General features: G+C 50.6%; 14 protein-coding genes. 10 read left to right on the top strand and 4 right to left on the bottom strand.

Annotation, left to right across the window (positions count from 1 at the left end; all coding sequences use genetic code 11):
* The first annotated feature begins 65 nt into the window (after window positions 1–65).
* The 5 genes from ACP15L_RS19180 to ACP15L_RS19160 all read left to right on the top strand — a co-directional run bounded on the left by ACP15L_RS19180 (window position 66) and on the right by ACP15L_RS19160 (window position 4,885).
* Window positions 66–440, top strand: coding sequence for a hypothetical protein (locus ACP15L_RS19180; protein ID WP_170380041.1), 375 nt, complete (start codon window positions 66–68; stop codon window positions 438–440).
* Window positions 441–540: 100 nt separating this feature from the next.
* Window positions 541–849 (top strand): ArsR/SmtB family transcription factor, encoded by a 309-nt coding sequence (locus ACP15L_RS19175; RefSeq protein ID WP_170380040.1) that lies wholly within the window; start codon window positions 541–543, stop codon window positions 847–849.
* A 42-nt stretch (window positions 850–891) separates the two neighbouring features.
* Entirely contained in the window at window positions 892–1,953 is a 1,062-nt protein-coding gene (locus ACP15L_RS19170) for a YeeE/YedE family protein (RefSeq protein WP_425085407.1), read from the top strand.
* 442 nt (window positions 1,954–2,395) lie between these two features.
* Complete coding sequence (mgrA, locus tag ACP15L_RS19165; protein WP_425085468.1) at window positions 2,396–3,427, top strand: L-glyceraldehyde 3-phosphate reductase; 1,032 nt, start codon at window positions 2,396–2,398, stop codon at window positions 3,425–3,427.
* A gap of 297 nt (window positions 3,428–3,724) precedes the next feature.
* Window positions 3,725–4,885, top strand: a complete 1,161-nt coding sequence (locus ACP15L_RS19160) for an alpha/beta hydrolase (protein WP_425085406.1) — start codon at window positions 3,725–3,727, stop codon at window positions 4,883–4,885.
* Window positions 4,886–5,491: 606 nt separating this feature from the next.
* Here ACP15L_RS19160 and ACP15L_RS19155 read toward each other — a convergent pair.
* Entirely contained in the window at window positions 5,492–5,977 is a 486-nt protein-coding gene (locus ACP15L_RS19155; RefSeq protein ID WP_425085405.1) for a GNAT family N-acetyltransferase, read from the bottom strand.
* A gap of 288 nt (window positions 5,978–6,265) precedes the next feature.
* Between ACP15L_RS19155 and ACP15L_RS19150 the strand changes: the two genes are divergently transcribed.
* Complete coding sequence (locus ACP15L_RS19150; RefSeq protein ID WP_425085404.1) at window positions 6,266–6,886, top strand: cysteine hydrolase; 621 nt, start codon at window positions 6,266–6,268, stop codon at window positions 6,884–6,886.
* A gap of 196 nt (window positions 6,887–7,082) precedes the next feature.
* Here the strand turns inward: ACP15L_RS19150 and ACP15L_RS19145 are convergent, their stop codons facing one another.
* Together ACP15L_RS19145 and ACP15L_RS19140 are read right to left on the bottom strand one after the other, a co-directional pair.
* Complete coding sequence (locus tag ACP15L_RS19145) at window positions 7,083–8,318, bottom strand: adenylate/guanylate cyclase domain-containing protein (RefSeq protein WP_425085403.1); 1,236 nt, start codon at window positions 8,316–8,318, stop codon at window positions 7,083–7,085.
* Window positions 8,319–8,549: 231 nt separating this feature from the next.
* Window positions 8,550–11,186 carry an AsmA family protein gene (locus tag ACP15L_RS19140; RefSeq protein ID WP_425085402.1) on the bottom strand — a complete coding sequence of 879 codons (2,637 nt, stop codon included), beginning with the start codon at window positions 11,184–11,186 and terminating at the stop codon, window positions 8,550–8,552.
* Between the two features lie 171 nt (window positions 11,187–11,357).
* Between ACP15L_RS19140 and ACP15L_RS19135 the strand changes: the two genes are divergently transcribed.
* From ACP15L_RS19135 to ACP15L_RS19120, 4 genes are all read left to right on the top strand, one after another.
* Entirely contained in the window at window positions 11,358–11,714 is a 357-nt protein-coding gene (locus tag ACP15L_RS19135) for a hypothetical protein (protein ID WP_425085401.1), read from the top strand.
* A 153-nt stretch (window positions 11,715–11,867) separates the two neighbouring features.
* Window positions 11,868–12,671: an alpha/beta fold hydrolase gene (locus ACP15L_RS19130; protein WP_425085400.1), complete on the top strand. Its 804-nt coding sequence runs from the start codon at window positions 11,868–11,870 to the stop codon at window positions 12,669–12,671.
* Between the two features lie 219 nt (window positions 12,672–12,890).
* Entirely contained in the window at window positions 12,891–13,991 is a 1,101-nt protein-coding gene (locus ACP15L_RS19125; protein ID WP_425085399.1) for an efflux RND transporter periplasmic adaptor subunit, read from the top strand.
* 8 nt (window positions 13,992–13,999) lie between these two features.
* Window positions 14,000–15,292, top strand: coding sequence for an efflux RND transporter permease subunit (locus ACP15L_RS19120; protein ID WP_425085398.1), 1,293 nt, complete (start codon window positions 14,000–14,002; stop codon window positions 15,290–15,292).
* A gap of 35 nt (window positions 15,293–15,327) precedes the next feature.
* On the opposite strand, the gene ACP15L_RS19115 is transcribed toward ACP15L_RS19120, so the two are convergent.
* Window positions 15,328–16,679 (bottom strand): IS3 family transposase gene (locus ACP15L_RS19115; protein ID WP_425084199.1). Its coding sequence is split into 2 segments (ribosomal slippage): window positions 15,328–16,343 and window positions 16,343–16,679, totalling 1,353 coding nucleotides; the frame shifts between segments, so codons are not numbered across the junction.
* Between the last annotated feature and the right edge of the window lie 85 nt (window positions 16,680–16,764).

Below are 16,764 nucleotides of genomic sequence, written 5' to 3'. Positions count from 1 at the left end.
GGCACGCTATCATTCACATATTCAAAATAATAAAGATATGTCGCTGCGGTCAATCGGAGCTTAAGATGCGCCACTTAATTCTGCTTTTACTTGCAATCACGTTGCTTGTTTCTCCGGTGATTTCACGGGCAGAAATGACGCTCCTGATGGCCGAAGAAGATGGGTGTATGTGGTGCGCACGTTGGGACACCGAAATCTCGGAGATCTATCCCAAGACACCCGAAGGACATGCGGCGCCACTTCAACGCATCGATATCCACGCAGCTATGCCTGAAGGCATCGCATTGGAGCGGCCTCTCTACTACACGCCAACGTTTGTTCTGCTGGACAATGGTCAAGAGGTTGGACGGATCGAAGGCTATCCCGGCGAAGATTTTTTCTGGGGGTTGCTGGGCGTTTTGCTGCGTGACGCCGGGGTGCCGATTGAGACCTCTGGATAAAACGTGGCCAATAAAATAAACTGTTTCGAATGCGTGAAGCTATGAAAGCGAGGCGATCTTGTTGGACAAATCTTCGAAACTGCCTGTGTTCTCCAAGGACATGTGCGCCGAAGACCTGGACAGAATGATGGAAAATGCTCAGACGGCGTCAAATTTTCTCAAGGCAATCAGCCATGAAGGGCGCCTGATGATCTTGTGCTATCTGTCCTCGGGTGAAAAATCTGTCACGCAGATGGAAGAAATGCTCTCGGCACGCCAGGCCGCCGTGTCTCAGCAACTATCTCGCCTGCGCTTCGAGGGCTTGGTCAAAACGCGACGCGAAGGGAAAACGATCTACTACAGATTGGCGGATGATCGATCGACACAGATTCTGGAAGTCGTCTACGATCTATTCTGCAGAGAAAAGTAGAAGCCGACAAAAATACCCGCCAGCTTTGGGAGGAGACTGGCAATGCTTGAAGCATTGGGAGACGCCAACACCGTCGCCCTGATCGGTTTGATCGGTGGCATTGTATTGGGCTTGGCCGCACGCATTGGCCGTTTTTGCACGCTGGGTGCAATCGAAGACTACCTTTACGCAGATGACGACCGGCGGCTGCGCATGTGGGCAATTGCGATCGGCGTAGCAATTGTCGGCAGCCACTTGGCTATGGCTTTCGGGTGGCTGGACCCTGTTGGAACAAGGTATCTTGCACAGACCTGGAACCCAATTGGGTCGATCGTAGGTGGCCTCATGTTCGGCTACGGAATGGCCATCAGCGGAAACTGCGGCTATGGCGCGCTTGCAAGGCTTGGGGGCGGCGACCTTCGATCATTCGTCATAGTATTGATCATGGGTTTATCTGCTTACGTTGTCATGTCCGGGCCCCTGGCCTATTTGCGCGTTTGGGTCTTCCCCGAGGAGATGGGTCTTAGTGGCCCCCAAAGCATCAGCTTCCTTGCCGAACAACTGACCTCTATCCCAGCTTGGCTCATTGGTTCCGTTATTGGCGTTGCATTGGTGATTTTCGCCTTGGCAAACCAGCGTTTCCGCCGCACTCCAGCACAGGTGTTCTGGGGATCTGTAGTTGGACTGGCGATCGTATCTGGGTGGCTCGGTACGAATTGGGTGGCGACGCACGGTTTCGACGGTGAGCCAGTTCAAACCCATACCTTCGCTGCGCCCCTTGGCGACACAATATTCTACCTAATGACAGCCTCCGGAAACACTTTGTCCTTTGCGGTAGGATCAGTCTCCGGCGTTCTCATTGGCGCATTCTTGGGGTCCTGGTCCAAAGGTCATTTCAGATGGGAAGCATGCGAGGATCCACGTGAACTCAAGCGTCAGATGCTCGGCGCGGCGATCATGGGGCCAGGCGCGATCATCGCGGTCGGTTGCAGCGTCGGACAAGGTATATCTGCCTTCTCACTTTTGGCCTACAGCGCGCCTGTAACATTCGCTGCCATATTCGCCGGTGCGGCGATTGGTTTGAAACAACTCGTGTCTGGGCTTTCCTTCATAGCTGAGCGTTGACGTCACAGTTCAAACTAGAATTCACGTGTGGAGGACGGTTTCGGCGGTTCTCTATTGTTCAGAACCCGATCGTTTTTGAAGGCGCATAGTCCGTCAGCCAAGCCCCCGTTATCAGCTCGGTAAATCAGATGGCCGCCGCTGTGCACGCCGCCGGTGTTTAAGCGACAGACCGGCAACTTCCGGTTCAAGCCTCAAGACCTTCCCCTGTGTTTTTCTCATCGCAGCGGTGTTGTTCACCATAGGAGACATCCGCTGCGTTGGAGAGTTGGCGATGAATGCGAATCATCGGATCGTGAAATCTTTCACACGTGGAGCAAGGCTAACCACCAGGACGAAAATGAGCTCGCGTCGATCTTGCTGGAGGTGATCCGTTTGACAGGCCCGACAATCCATTGATTATGTGCGCATGACCAAAGCTCAAAGACCGCCAAAGCCAAAACCCATTCCCTACACCCCGGAGCCGGACCGCTATGAGCGGATGGTGTATCGGCGATGTGGGCGGTCCGGAGTGAAGCTTCCTGTTGTCAGCCTAGGGCTGTGGCACAATTTTGGAGCGGACTCGACGCACGAAAACAAGCGCGCCATGTGTCGGACCGCGTTCGACCATGGGATCACTCACTTTGATCTGGCGAATAACTACGGTCCACCACCCGGATCGGCCGAAGAGGCATTTGGCGAGATCCTCAAAACGGATTTCGCGGGTTACAGGGATGAGCTGATCATTTCCTCCAAAGCAGGCTACGACATGTGGCCGGGACCTTACGGTGAATGGGGGTCGCGCAAGTACATGATCGCGTCTTGTGACCAATCACTCGCGCGCATGGGGCTTGATTATGTCGACATCTTTTATTCTCACCGCTTTGACCCCGATACCCCGCTCGAAGAAACAATGGGCGCGTTGGATTATATCGTACGATCGGGCCGCGCACTCTACGCAGGTATCTCGAGCTACAACTCCCAACGCACGCGCGAGGCGGTGAAAATTCTCAACGACCTTGGGACACCTTGTCTGATTCACCAGCCTTCTTACAATTTGCTCAATCGGTGGGTGGAGCGGGACGGTTTGCTCGATACTCTGGATGATCTTGGGGTTGGGTCGATTGCGTTCACGCCGCTGGCACAAGGCATTCTGACTTCCAAATATCTGACCGATATTCCGAGTGGCAGCCGTGCCACGCAAGGGAAGTCATTGCTTGATGGCATGATCAACGAGCGGTCTCTGGCAAGTGTCCATGCTCTGAACGACATGGCCGAGGCACGCGGGCAGACTCTGGCGCAAATGGCGCTGGCCTGGGTACTCAGAGGTGGACGGGTGACGACCGCTCTGATTGGTGCGTCTCGGCCGGAACAGATCGTAGATTGCGCAGGCGTCGTTGATAATCTCGACTTCAGTGCTGACGAACTGAGAAAGATCGATCAAATAAGTTCAGAAGAAGATATCAATTTGTGGGCGCGCTCGTCAGAAACAGAGTGACCATCCTTAGAACGTACGCAAAACCCTAGTCCTTTGACGCTTGCGATCTTTGGCGGATTGAACGTTTTTGGTTCGGCCTACCTGCTAACATGAGCCATCGGCCCTATATGCTCATTGGCCAATGAACCACTCTTCGGCAATGTGGCCCTCCCAAACTACCATTCGCTGCAGCAGCATGAATTGATGGAGAGTGAAGACACAACGTTTGTACAGAAATCACTACTCAGATCAAAAAGAGGGCCGTTATCGCTAGTCTGTTGACAGACAAGCAGCATACTAAAAAATATTGATCTAATCATGTTGCATGAAAATTTGAAAATGAAGCCTCTTTGGAATGGGGTTTCAGGTCCAACTAAAACGCTAGGGCTACGCTTCTTTTTTTTAGTAGTAGTTCTAGGCGTAGCTTCATGCATTCGACCTCCAGAACTCGTAGGCGTCGAAAATCCCCAATATCCTGCGTCAGATGTAATTGAGGCTAAACGCCAGACAGTCTTTATTGCCACAACGCGACAGGCGTCTGGAGCAGAGGGTGTTTTTTATTCGGGCGACCGCAGCGATACACTTGGACTAGCTTCGGTGGTAGTCACCGTTCCGCCAAATCACAAAGTTGGCAAAATAGAAAGAACCAGCGCTCTCCCCCCCAACCCTTCGAAGCATTTCACTATCATCGACCCAAAGGTTTATGCATCGGAAAACGCTTTTGTTTCGGACATTGACAAACAACTTCTTGCACTTGGTGCTTCGGAGCGAAACGTCTTATTTTTTGTTCACGGCTACAATACGACTCTAAGTGACGCCATTCTTAGATTGGCCCAATTTGTCGAGGATACTGAGTACGATGGTGTTCCGGTGTTAATGTCTTGGGCATCTGCGGCAGAAACCCTTAAATATGTTTACGACATCAACAGTGCGCTTGCTGCTAGATCGGACTTCTTGAGAGCTGGTGAAATAGTTACGCGCTCAAAAGCTCAGCAATTCGATATTCTTGCATTCTCAATGGGAGCGTTTCTTACAATGGAAGCGATCTCGCAAGCGGAATTAGCCGGAGAATTCAATCCTCGAAAAAGAGTGCGAAACATTATTCTTGCGGCGCCGGATATAGATTTGGCCGTTTTTGAGAACCAGCTTTCCAAGATAAAACACGATAATCAAAAGATTTTTGTCTTAGTTTCGTCAGACGACAGGATTCTAAACTTCTCAAAATTCGTTTCTGGTGGAGTAGATCGCGTTGGCGCAACAGATGCAGCGGAACTCGCGAAATCTGGAGTAACCGTTATCGACCTAAGCCAAGTAAGCGATTCCAAGAGCACCAGTCACTCAAAATTCGCTGCTTCGCCAGAAGTCGTTCGAATATCTGGTGAAGCAATCCGGACAAGTAGACGTTCCAGTAGACGATCAACTGTAGAACTTCAGGATCTAATCGGTGACGCTTCTGTGGAAATCGTGGGCACAAGGTAGTCTGATCGTTTTCCCCTATATAATAAGTCTTCCTCGACTAGAAATGTAAACGGCGGCTTTGTCCGCAATGCTGTCATTGGCGCCAAGCGCAGCGAATGCCTGCTTTCCGCCCGCAAACGACATTGGGGTACAGCTAGGTGAGAAATTTCAAGCGAAGTCTAGGGCATTCCTTTTGCAAGATTGCGTTAGTGTCAGTAATGGTTACTACCAAAGCCAACAACGCTTGCCATAGTACGTTCTCGAACGATTTTGCGTAATCCTACAAGTTCTGTAGGTGCGCGCAAAACGCTGCATACCTACCATTGATTTTGTTCAGAAAATCTGGGGTATTCGCCCATAACTATGCGCAGCATTTGCGCATAAGCTTGCACGATTTGCCCATAATTTTGCGCGGTCCACTGTACGCGCTCAATCTTCGATTGGCGTAGCGCAATTCGATCAACTTTAACACACGTAATCTCAATCAAAAGTGCATTCTGACTGATAAAGTTCAACACAAAACCGAACAACACAGCTCAATTGCGAGGTCGCGGCAGATCCCTTTCAACGTAGCGCGGCTCGGTCGGCCTTGAATGTCTACTCACCGTGGCTCAATCAAAAAACGGTTCAAAGTTGCATAGACATTTCGTGCCAAGTCATTCCTCCATGATCAGAGGTTGATGGGCGAAGATACTTGTACCCAAATCTCTGATAAAGCGGGACGTGATGCTCTTTGCACATAAGGTAGATCGCGGATTTGCCCATTTTTCTCATACGGCCGACGAATTCAGTCATCAATGCCCGCGATAGGCCTTTTCCTTGATGCTCCGGATCCACGACGACAGACATAATAACGACATTTGGCGCGTCGGGGTCATGCCCTACAAGCTCTTTGAATTCCTCATCAGACATTTCGACGTCGTATGCACATCCACAATTCACAAAGCCGACGATCTCGCCTTCGACCTCAAGAACAAGGAAACCATCGGGATAGACCTCGATTCTCTTTGCTATCTTTTCAAGGGTAGCCGCTTCGCCGCCTTCATAGGCATCAGTCTCGATCTCAAAGCATGGAATTGCATCAGAGGGTTGGGCGTTTCGAATTCGGCTCATGCATCTACACTATGAACGATAGGTCAAGTTGTATAGCCGCCGTTGGTTCTGCTCGCACCATTGCTCAATCTGCGCGCGGTGCAGCCTTTCTCTGAACACACCCCTCGCGGCAGCATTGCGGGCAATGCTGCCCTAGGCGCGAACACATGCTTTTCACTACACAGCAACGCAGCACACCCTTGACCGCAATCAGTTGCACATTTAGTCAAGTTTGATCTGCCCGCTGGGACGACTCGGCCAAGCAAGGGCGTTTTTTTTCAGGACGACCTGGCAAATTAGATGTCGAACATGACAACTAAAACCAAACAAGCCAGGAAACTGATCGAGGGTAGACCTGCCCTAATCGTAATCGACATTCAAAAGAGCACGTTTATTGATGACAGCGAAGTACGCTCCATCGACAACATGCCGGGCTACAAAGAGCGCATGATCGCTGCGCGTGATTTGGTTGATGCCGCACATGATTACAATGTGCCAGTCATTTTCATCCAAGAAGTCCATCGTCCCGATAGGATAGACTTCGGCCGTGAACTGGATGGTGACGAAGACATACACTGTTTCGAAGGTGATCCAAGAACGGAAGTTGCAAAAGATGAGATGGGATATCGCAAAGGTGACTACATTGTCCCGAAGCGACGGTATTCTGCCTTTTTTGGAACCGATTTCGAAATCCTGCTGCGCGGTTTAAAGGTAGACACACTTTTGTTGTGCGGCGGGCTGACAGATGTTTGTGTGCACTACACATTCGTCGATGGCCACCAATCAGACTACTTCTGCCGCGTTGTAGAAGATTGCGTTGGCGGGTCATCTGTCCAAGCCCATGAAGCTGCTCTCAAAGCAATGGAGTATCAACAAACCGGCGCTGTTCAGAACCGAGAAGCAGTGATCAAGGCCATCTCGTCGCTCTAAATTGCAATCGAAACGTTAATGCCAGTTGAGGTATATAGTTTTTTGGGTGGAGAAACTTGAGGAGATTTTTTGTCGCTTGCGCGAGTGCTTGATCCAACACTTCTGTTCCATGTGCAAACCAACTTAGTAGCAATCCGGCTACCTATTCTTTGACGCAGTTAAACACCCCATTACGGCAGACTCCAAACAGCGGCAGTTAGTCTATCGTGAACAGCTCCTGTCTTTCAGCAACACCGCGCAATCTATATTGCCCCAGAGAAACAAGGTTTGGAATGGAGCCCACCAAGTCGCCGGCCACCTTGTCGGAAACCACAATGTTCTGATCAAGCGCGCTGCACATGCCTAAAATGCGCGAAGTTGTATTTACCGCTGGGCCGACCACTGTGAAATCCAAGCGAGACCTACCGCCAATATTGCCGTAAAGAACATCGCCTGCGTGCAACGAGAGAGTGAAGCCGGTCGTTGGCAAACCATCAGCTTGCCGTCGTTGGTTGAGTTCCTCAAAGGTATTTCGCAACTCCGCGGCCGCTTGAATTGCGACGCGGCGAGCGTCCGGAACTTGATTGATATCGAAGATGGCAAGCATTCCATCTCCCATGAATTTCAGAACGTTACCGCCATTGCGTTCGACTACGTCAACAGCTTCCGCGAAGTAGTCGTTTAGCAATTCTATGATTGAGTCCCCCGGAAGCGCCTCTGATAATTTGGTAAATCCTTGCAGGTCAAAATACCAAATCACCGCTGAAATAGTTTCCGATGAACCTCGGGTGATGTCCCCGGAAAGAACGCGCCTACTGGCGTCCTTGCCCAGATATGCGGCTGTAATGTCTTCAGCCATCAATCGGTTCGCCCCACATTTCAGCGTCAGGCAAAGTGGAGATATCAGTTGACGCAAACCATCAAGTTGCTCGCTTGTGAAGCCCCCGTTCGCGTCGGTTGTCAACGAGATTATGGCACCTTCATAGGCCTGCATTGGATCAACTGGCGTAGTATTGTCCTGAATAAGGAAGAACCGTTTAACAGCGAAGTAGTCAGTTGCACCGCGCTCGCGAAGTTCGTCGAAGATCGGAAAGTTGAGCGCGGGTTCTTCGACAGTCAGGTCTTGTCTGATCTCTTCAACGTTGTTTGCCAAAAGATAGTAAATCGGGCTTAGAACGTATTCCTCAGGCGCATCCGTTCTCCGGACAAAGTTCTCTCGCTCATGACCGCCATCCCTGTGCCAGCGAAAAGCGACAGTCCCAATCTCGGGATGATGAGCGCGAACAGTGATGTTTGCTCTTTGAAGCGGAATTCCTGCCGAAACAAGACGGTTGCAGAATGCTTCAAGCCAGAGCTCCACAGGCGCATTCTCTAAGCCCTGTTGAACCAGCCAATCTGCTATGTCCTTAACGGCGGCAGTCAGTTCCCAGTTTTGGACTAAAGGAGCTGCCATGATGTCCTCTTAATGAGCTATCTGAACAGTTGGCTCTTAGTCTAATTCACTTCAAGGACACATCAACTTCAATTTCCAGCGGTTCTCACTGCTCAAAGCGGACAAAGCTGCCGTCTTCATTCATCTCACGCTTTTTTATTTGAAGGCAAACACAGAAAGAGCAATTTTCTAGGCACCCATGATTCCGAAAGATCGCTTGGATACAGCGGGGGTCGAAACGTCAACCTTATCCTATTGCCTCAGTTGATCTATATCCGGAACACAGGATCTTCGGTTTTCGGGTAACTCTGTCGCTCCGTCCGCGCGTTTCTGGAAAACGTTGTGGTGAAGAAGCTTGATTTTCGGATGCGTCAGCGACCCAACGACCTCGAACGGCCACGCGCTCCGCGACAGGGGCCTGCCGAGTTTTCGGGCCTCGGCCTGAATTGAAATCGTGTTTTTTATCCAATCCAAATCGCCGTGGGCAACAAGCTGTACCTTTTTGGTTTCTGCGACAAAAGAGCTGAAGGAAACGTCACCAGCATCGATTTTAATGGGAGCGGCGAGGCACGTGATCTTGCTGTAACCTTTTCTCAGTTCTTCAGAAATTAACCAAGGAAAAATGCCAAGACCGGACAGTTCGAGAAGACTGGTTGATATTCCACCATTTGTCATCAAGATAGATGCAGAGCCTCTCATCGAGTTAAAAAAGGTCTCAACCGAGCGCCTGTTTCCGGTAAACTCAAAATTCCCATGAAGCTGGCCTACTGCCGAGTATTTGGTATTAAACTCGTTGAACAAGGTTGCCAGATTCCAATCCTTTATTGTGCCTTGAAGTGAAAGCAACTGCGGGCTCTTCACCATATTCATTTTTGCCGTAGCGGAGAAATGACCTCCATCATAGGCGACATCGACGGGCCCAAGCTGGGCAAGGCCGTTCTTTGCCTTTAGATGGCTGGACAGGCTGGTTATTCCCTGTTCGCCCTCGATTTTTTTGATATCAATGGACACATCAACATCCTGATCGAGCAGAAAGTCTTCTACCTCGACAAGATCACTGACTTTGCCTTTCGACACCTTGTGCTTTACGCCACTGGTTCCGGGTTGGCGAAAGCTTGTTGCAATGCGTGAGACAAAAGCAAAAGCGTTTCTAACGTCTTGAAGTTCAATACTCTGACTGGAAACCTTGCCTTGCGTCAGTGGACGCGCGCCAGACGTGGATGTCTCAAGTTTGGCACTCAGTTGCGACTTTCCGGATGTTAGCGCAAGTACGCTTGAGAAGTTGTCTTGTTTTCCGTTTGCGGACAGGCTGACCTTTAATTGCCCGGCTTTGATTGTTTTCTGCCCGATGGCCGCTAGGAAACGGGCGCTGTCTTCGACATCCAGATTGAAATCGAAGGACAGGTTTTCAAATTCGTTTACATTCCCGAGCTTGGCCTGGGTTTTCAGCGCCCATATTTCGGTATCAATGGTCTGTGCATCGAATTTGTTGAGGCTTAGGAACCCCTTTAGATCGTCCACCGAAAAACTGCCTTCGACGATGCCAAGCGATTTTGCGCTTAGGCCTTGGAAAAACAGCGATGACGGTATCGACATCGTACCGCTAAAGTCGACCTCTTTCAGGCGCAACAGGTCTTTTATGTTGCCTTTGGCCAAAAAGTAGGGTCGATCCTGTGGTCCCGCCTGCAAGCTAATATTTTCCAGCATCAGATTACCAGTGTCAGCGCGAAATACGCGGCCGAAGCGAACCGGACCTATCTGTTTTAATTCATTGTCAAACGCATTTGTCGTCAGAGTGAGGTTCTGGAACTCCAGCGCGTTTTCAGTGCCGGCAACGTGGGCTGAAAGGTCGGTGAGCTTTAAGTCCTTTAGATCCGTGGCCGTTTCAGGTGGATCACCCTGCGGATAGAGGCGTCCGTCAACTGCAAGATCGACACCTTCAAAGCCGATCAGATTTTCGATAGAGCCATCCGCTTTCAGCAATTGACCTTTTGAAAGGTTTAAGGCCGTGCTGAGATCTGAGACTTTCAGCTTTGGGTTCTGGCTTTCTATGTCGGCCGCTAGATTTGCCCGACCTTCAATATCGCGATCCAGTCGGAGAAGTTCCAGAAGATCGCCGATTTCACCAGTATCCAATGTCAATTTGCCTTTGAAACCGCCACCATTCTCCTCCGAGATAGGGCTGCCGTTGAAGTCAAGCTGCAACGCTCCGAAACTCGCGTTTGTTGTGAATGGCTGGCCTCGTGGATAATCACCTTTGATCAGAAAGCTCTGCCCGTTCACGGTTCCATGGCTTGTCACTGTTGCACCGGAATTGTCACCGAGTTGATCCAAATGCAGATTTTCCAATTCGAAATCGAATTCGAAACCAGTTGTCTCATTGTCCGCGATCAGGGAAACGGACGTGAAAGCTGCTGTCTTGTCGCTCAGGAAATCTAGAATACCACCCGTATCATTCTGTATCCCTAATGCTGTCGTACTAACCTGAGGCCGATTGGTCGCAACCCAGCTTTGCATCCCGTCTGCGTCGGTCAGTAGTCGAACTTTCAGTCCATCGATGATCAAGTTGTCGATGTCGATCTGACCTGAAATCAACGCTGGCAGGTTTAGTTCCAGTTCCAGAACTTCTAGAGCTGCCAAATTCACGTTTTCTATTGTCTCGCTGGGCACTTCCACTTTGGTTGCGCGGACGTGAGTTGTTGATCCTAGAACGACGCTCACATCCCCTCTAATATACACTGTCTGTCCGATTTGTTCTGAAAGCATCTTTTCCAGAACCGGCGTTCGAAAGCCGGAGAAAACAGGCAACGCTAAGGCAGTCCAGAAAAGCGCAATGACGACAACAATGAGCAGGGCGGCGTGTCCAGCTATACGCAAAATCAGTTTCATGGAACCCAACACCTTCGCCTCACATCGCCCAAGCTAACAAACGTCTGCTCAAAGAGACACTGCCTTTGGCAGTTGTGGAGACGTCCATTGAAATGCCAAATTCATTTGTTCCAAAATTAACAACGTGCATGTTTTTTGGACAATGCATCAATCTGAAGACGAGAAAGAGCGATGAGCCTTTGGAAAATCGTTTTGACCTCAGCCTTGCTTGCTTTCCCGTTTGCGATGGGCTTGCTTGCTTTGTTTGGCGCTTTCACCACTGTGGTTGAGTTGGAAGACTATTCGACTTCAGGGTTGCTTTTTGCGTTATTCACAGCCCTAATGCTTGTCCTTTCGGCACCCCTCTTTTTGCCGCTGTTTTTCGTCATTGTGTCTTGGGTCGCCTTGATACCGATGATCGCAGTTCTTGCGTCATCCGTTGCTGTCCGAGTACAAAATCAGCCCAAGAAAATCCTTTTTGCAATCTGGCTTATTGCTTGGATCGCTGTTTTTGCCGCCGCTATTTCAACAGGAAAGATATCTACTTGAAGTAAGTGTAGACAAATTCCATTGAGAGTGGGTTCGTTTGCTTTTTGAACTAACAACGCAATCCTGGTTCAAGCGAGCGATAAGGCTCTGCGAAAAGAACAAATTGTGTTTTAAGTTTTGGCTATCGACCGAGAGCTTATTTAGGAATGTCAGGTGGTTGTGAGATCGAAATTTGATTGCGATGGTATAAAACTAGCTGTGCACGGCGAGTTCACAGATGACACCATGGTGTTTCAACACGGCTTGTGCGACACCGCTGAATATCCAATTGAGGCTTTTCCGCAAGATACAGATACAAGTGTTGTAGCGATGGAGTTTCGCGGACATGGCGACTCAGAAGCCGGGCCCGCTGATGACTTCTCGATCAGACGATTCACAGACGACGTGATTGCGCTCATAGAGGCAAAAGCTTCCCGGCCTGTCGTAATCGGTGGTATTTCCATGGGTTCTGCCGTTGCTCTGCGTGTGGCCGTTCAGCGACCTGAGCTTATCAGAGCATTGGTGGTGGGTCGTCCAGCCTGGCTGATGTCTCAAGCACCATCAAACTTGCTTCCACTACTGCTTATCGGACGGTCTCTTCGTCAGGATCCCCAAAAAGCACTGAGCAAATTTCGGAGAAGTGAACTCCACAGCATGTTGTCAGAGCATTTTTCTCACAATTTGAGTGCACTTCTCGGGCTTTTCGACAGACAACCGCTCGATATCACTGCGGAACTGCTTACGCGGATTTCCATGGACGGACCAAGTTTGAGTGTCGACGATGTCGCTTCGATAAATGTGCCGACCCTGGTGGTTGGAACTGACAATGACATCATTCATCCGCTTGATTATGCGTCGTCACTTTCAAAAATGATCCCTAACGCAGAATTGTCAGTTATTACCCCAAAATTTGATGATGTAGACCAATATCGAGTAGATTTTCAAAGTGTTCTATCAAGCTTCTTGCGCAGGCTTTGAACAGAGAAACGATTGCAAAAACAGCGTGATATCACCTAAAGCGTCGTCTGATTTTCGTTAGGCAGATCCCTTGAGACCAAGTCGTTTGCGATAGCGAGAGTTCCCGTAAAGGGATGAGTAGAGCACTTAAAACTGGGCTAGCCTCGCCGCAGGAGAAAACCGTTGCGCCGCCGTCCTGATGCGGAGATAGTCGAATGAATCTAGCAAAAGGGCGGCCTTTTGAAACCTTCTGATCTGCTTGGTTCAATACTCTTTTACTTGTTTCTGCCGGCAATGGCAGCGGCTCAATCCGAAGCGACTGTTCCCAGCGTGATGGTGGCATCAGCGACGCTAGAGGATTTGCAAAAACAAGATCAGTTCGTCGGTCGCGTGGTTGCAGATCAAAGCGTCGATCTGCAAGCACGGGTGGAAGGTTTTTTAGAGGAGGTCAATTTTGTCGAGGGTGGAACGGTGTCGAAAGGCGATGTTCTATTCCGCATAGAAAAGAATAAATATGCTGCCAGCGTAGATAGGGCTTCGGCCGCGCTTAAAAGCGCAGAAGCCAGCGCTCAGGCGGGTAAGACCGAATTGGATCGGCAAAAGGCCTTGTTCGATAAGGGAGATATACCGCAGTCGGTGCTGGACACTGCGTTAGCAGATTACGCATCAGAGCAAGCGGCGGTAGATGAAGCACAGGCAAATCTCAAGATTGCGCAGATCGATCTGAATTATACCGAAATCGTCAGCCCGATTGATGGACGCATCGGGTTGTCTGTTGTTGATGCAGGCAATCTTGTGAGTTCGGACACCGGTGTTCTGGCGACTGTAAACAGTATTGATCCGATGCTAGTTAGCTTTTTTATCTCTGAGCCTGTTCTACAGCAGGAGCGTCGGAAAGGGCTCATTGACAAAGGCAATATCAAGCTGACGACCCAAATTAGATTGGCGGATGGAGAGACCTATCCAGCGGAGGGTAAGGTCATTTTCGTCGGCGACAGCGTCAATCAGGATACTGACACCATTGAACTACGCGCTAGCTTTGACAATCCGGAAGGAGTTTTGATTCCAGGTCAGTTCGTGAGTGTTGGTCTGACTGGATCCGACGACCTGAAGGTGCTGACCGTGCCGCGTAACGCTGTGCAATTTGATAAGCAGGGATACTTTGTGTTTTTAGTCGATGATCAGAGTAAAGCGAACCGACGGAATATTGAGATCGGCACCCAAACGTCTACCAAAACCGAGGTCACAAATGGTCTGACCCAAGGTGACCGTGTGGTAGTCCAAGGTCTTCAAAAAATTCATGATGGTTTGGTCGTGAAAGCGGTCGAAAGTCAAGGTTAGGGTCCGGCTTGATCGCGCGCTACTTCATCAACAGGCCGCATTTTGCAGCAGTTATAGCGATATTGATGGTTGCATTCGGAGCGGTCTGTGTCCGTCTCATCCCGATCACCGAATATCCGCACATCACGCCTCCACAGATCTATGTTGATACCTCTTATCCGGGCGCGGATGCACAAGTCATTTTGGAATCTGTGGCTACTCCCATTGAAGAGCGCGTAAACGGTATACCGGGTATGTTGTCTTTGGCGTCCAAAAGCGCGAACGATGGCACCTACATGCTGAATGTGTCCTTTGAACTGGGCACTGATCCCGACGTAGCCGCTGTTGAGGTTCAAAACCGTATCGCGCTAGCCAGCTCCGAACTGCCATCGGCCGTTTTGCAGCAGGGTATTGAGGTGACCAAGCGGTCTGGAAATATGATCGTTGTCATTAACCTGACCTCGCCAAACGGATCGCGAGATGAATTGTATCTTAGCAACTATGCCGCTGATTTCCTTCACGATCCTTTGCAAAGGTTGCCAGGGGTAGGCGCAGTTCGGCAGTTCGGCCAGCTGGAATATAGCATGCGGGTCTGGATCAATCCGGTGCGTATGGCTGCGCTAGGTATTACTGCGGCCGAGGTGGCCGACGCGATCAAGGATCAGAACGTCATCGCGGCCGCTGGACAAGTTGGAGCACCACCGTTCGCAGATGGCCAAACGGACTTTCAGTTCAAGCTGCGGGCGGAGGGCTTGCTGCGGGATGCAGAGGAATTCGGGCGAATTATCGTCGCTTCGGACGCAAATGGGTCGGTAACTCGACTAGAGGATATCGCTCGGGTCGAGTTAGGTTCCGCAACCTATTCCGGTTCGACTAAATTGAACGGAAAAGACTCTGCAACCGTCGCCGTGTATCAAGAAAGCTCAGCCAATGCGCTAGAAATCTCGAACAACCTGCACGCATTGGTGAAGGACTTGTCAAAAAAGTTCCCGCCGGGCGTGTCCTATGAAATTACGTATGACGTCACGGATGCAGTGCGTGTTTCAATCCGGGACATCTTGAAAACTTTGGCTTTGACAGCCGGACTTGTTGTCACGGTGACCTTCTTGTTTCTGGCCAGCGTGCGCGGCACCATCGTACCAGCCATTGCTATTCCCGTCTCGCTTTTGGGGACGGTAGCGCTGATCTATGGCATCGGTTTCAGCGCAAACATGATAACGCTGTTTGCTCTCGTGCTGGCAATCACGTTGGTTGTGGACGATGCAATCATCATTGTCGAGAACTGTCCGTTGTCAGGGGTTTTGGGACGGATGGCGGCGTGATCTAAGAGAGTATCTGTCTCATCTGGTTAGATTGATTATGCGGCGGTTTTGCGGTGAAGCAAGCGCCGGGTTTCGATAGTCTTTCGTTTGATCCTTTCTCGTTGTTTTAGAATGGTCTGCCCGCGTCCGAAGTAGACATCAGCGGGCGTGAGGTTTTGCAGGCTCTCGTGATAACGCCGGTGATTGTAGTGCTCGACGAAGGCGTCAATCTGCTGCGTGAGATCACCGGGCAGATAGTAGTTTTCCAACAGGATGCGGTTCTTGAGCGTCTGGTGCCAGCGCTCGATCTTTCCCTGAGTTTGCGGATGGTATGGTGCCCCTCGAACATGATCCATTTTCTGATCTTCCAGCCATTCGGCAAGCTCACCAGAGATGTAACTGGACCCGTTGTCGCTGAGCAGACGTGGCTTGTGCAGCACCGTTGCCTGATCACAGCCTGAGGCGTGCAGGGCGAGGTCCAGTGTGTCGGTCACATCCTCGGTCTTCATCGTCGTGCAAAGCTTCCAGGCGATGATGTAGCGGCTGTAATCGTCCAGGATCGTGCTGAGATAGAACCAGCCCCAGCCGATCACCTTGAGATAGGTAAAATCGGTCTGCCAGAGTTGGTTCGGTCGTGTTGTCTTGTCCTGGAACTCGTCTGCGGCTGACAAAACCACATAGGCTGGGCTGGTGATCAGATCGTAAGACTTGAGGATGCGGTAGACCGAAGCCTCTGACACAAAGTACTTTTCTGTGTCAGTGAAGCGAACAGCCAATTCACGCGGGGAAAGCTCACTTTCCTTCAGAGCCAGATCCTTGATCTTCTCGCGCACTGGCGTGGGAATGCGGTTCCAGACCCGTGACGGCGTGGGTCTACGATCTTCAAGCGCCTCGGGGCCGCCGACGAGATATCGGTCGTACCAGCGATAGAAGGTGGTCTTCGGAATGCCCAGCTTCTCCAAAGTGCGCTTGGTCGGCAGATGCGATTGCTCAACCAAGCGGATGACTTCCAGTTTTTCGGATGCGGGATATCTCATGCGTCGTCGTCCCCATCCGCGATCATGCTTTTTTTGAGCAACCGCAGTTCAAGAGCCTGTTCGGCAACCACCTCCTTCAGATCACGGGCTTCCCGTCTCAGATCCTTCACTTCGGTGGAAGTTGCCGCGCGGGCCGTGTCGCCTGCCAGACGTTTCTTGCCGGCCTCCAGAAATTCCTTGGACCAGCTGTAATAAAGGCTCTGCGCGATGACCTCACGACGGCACAGCTCTGCAATGCTGTCCTCGCCTTTTAGGCCGTCCAGCACGATCCTGATCTTCTCTTCTGCGGAATACTGTTTGCGGGTCGCACGGCGAATGTCCTTTACGACCTTCTCACCGTGGCTCTGCTTGGTTCCGGGTTTCTTTCTCATCTCCACTCCTTGGCGGTTACGATGAGCCAGAAACCCTCTCTTATCAAATCGACCTAAACTGTCCCATTGGCGCTGACGTCAGACA

Origin of the sequence: Ruegeria profundi (genome assembly GCF_049800715.1) — a bacterium.
GTDB classification, from domain to species: Bacteria; Pseudomonadota; Alphaproteobacteria; order Rhodobacterales; family Rhodobacteraceae; genus Ruegeria; species Ruegeria profundi_A.
The sequence above is the reverse complement of the archived record's forward strand: the minus strand, read 5'-3'. Positions and strand labels throughout refer to the sequence as shown.

What these genes read in the sequence shown, in the direction of transcription:
- ACP15L_RS19180 (WP_170380041.1), top strand. Translation starts at nt 66, where the DNA reads ATGCGCCACTTAATTCTGCTTTTACTTGCAATCACGTTGCTTGTTTCT.
- ACP15L_RS19175 (WP_170380040.1), top strand. Translation starts at nt 541, where the DNA reads ATGTGCGCCGAAGACCTGGACAGAATGATGGAAAATGCTCAGACGGCG.
- ACP15L_RS19170 (WP_425085407.1), top strand. Translation starts at nt 892, where the DNA reads ATGCTTGAAGCATTGGGAGACGCCAACACCGTCGCCCTGATCGGTTTG.
- ACP15L_RS19160 (WP_425085406.1), top strand. Translation starts at nt 3,725, where the DNA reads ATGTTGCATGAAAATTTGAAAATGAAGCCTCTTTGGAATGGGGTTTCA.
- ACP15L_RS19155 (WP_425085405.1), bottom strand. Translation starts at nt 5,977, where the DNA reads ATGAGCCGAATTCGAAACGCCCAACCCTCTGATGCAATTCCATGCTTT.
- ACP15L_RS19150 (WP_425085404.1), top strand. Translation starts at nt 6,266, where the DNA reads ATGACAACTAAAACCAAACAAGCCAGGAAACTGATCGAGGGTAGACCT.
- ACP15L_RS19145 (WP_425085403.1), bottom strand. Translation starts at nt 8,318, where the DNA reads ATGGCAGCTCCTTTAGTCCAAAACTGGGAACTGACTGCCGCCGTTAAG.
- ACP15L_RS19140 (WP_425085402.1), bottom strand. Translation starts at nt 11,186, where the DNA reads ATGAAACTGATTTTGCGTATAGCTGGACACGCCGCCCTGCTCATTGTT.
- ACP15L_RS19135 (WP_425085401.1), top strand. Translation starts at nt 11,358, where the DNA reads ATGAGCCTTTGGAAAATCGTTTTGACCTCAGCCTTGCTTGCTTTCCCG.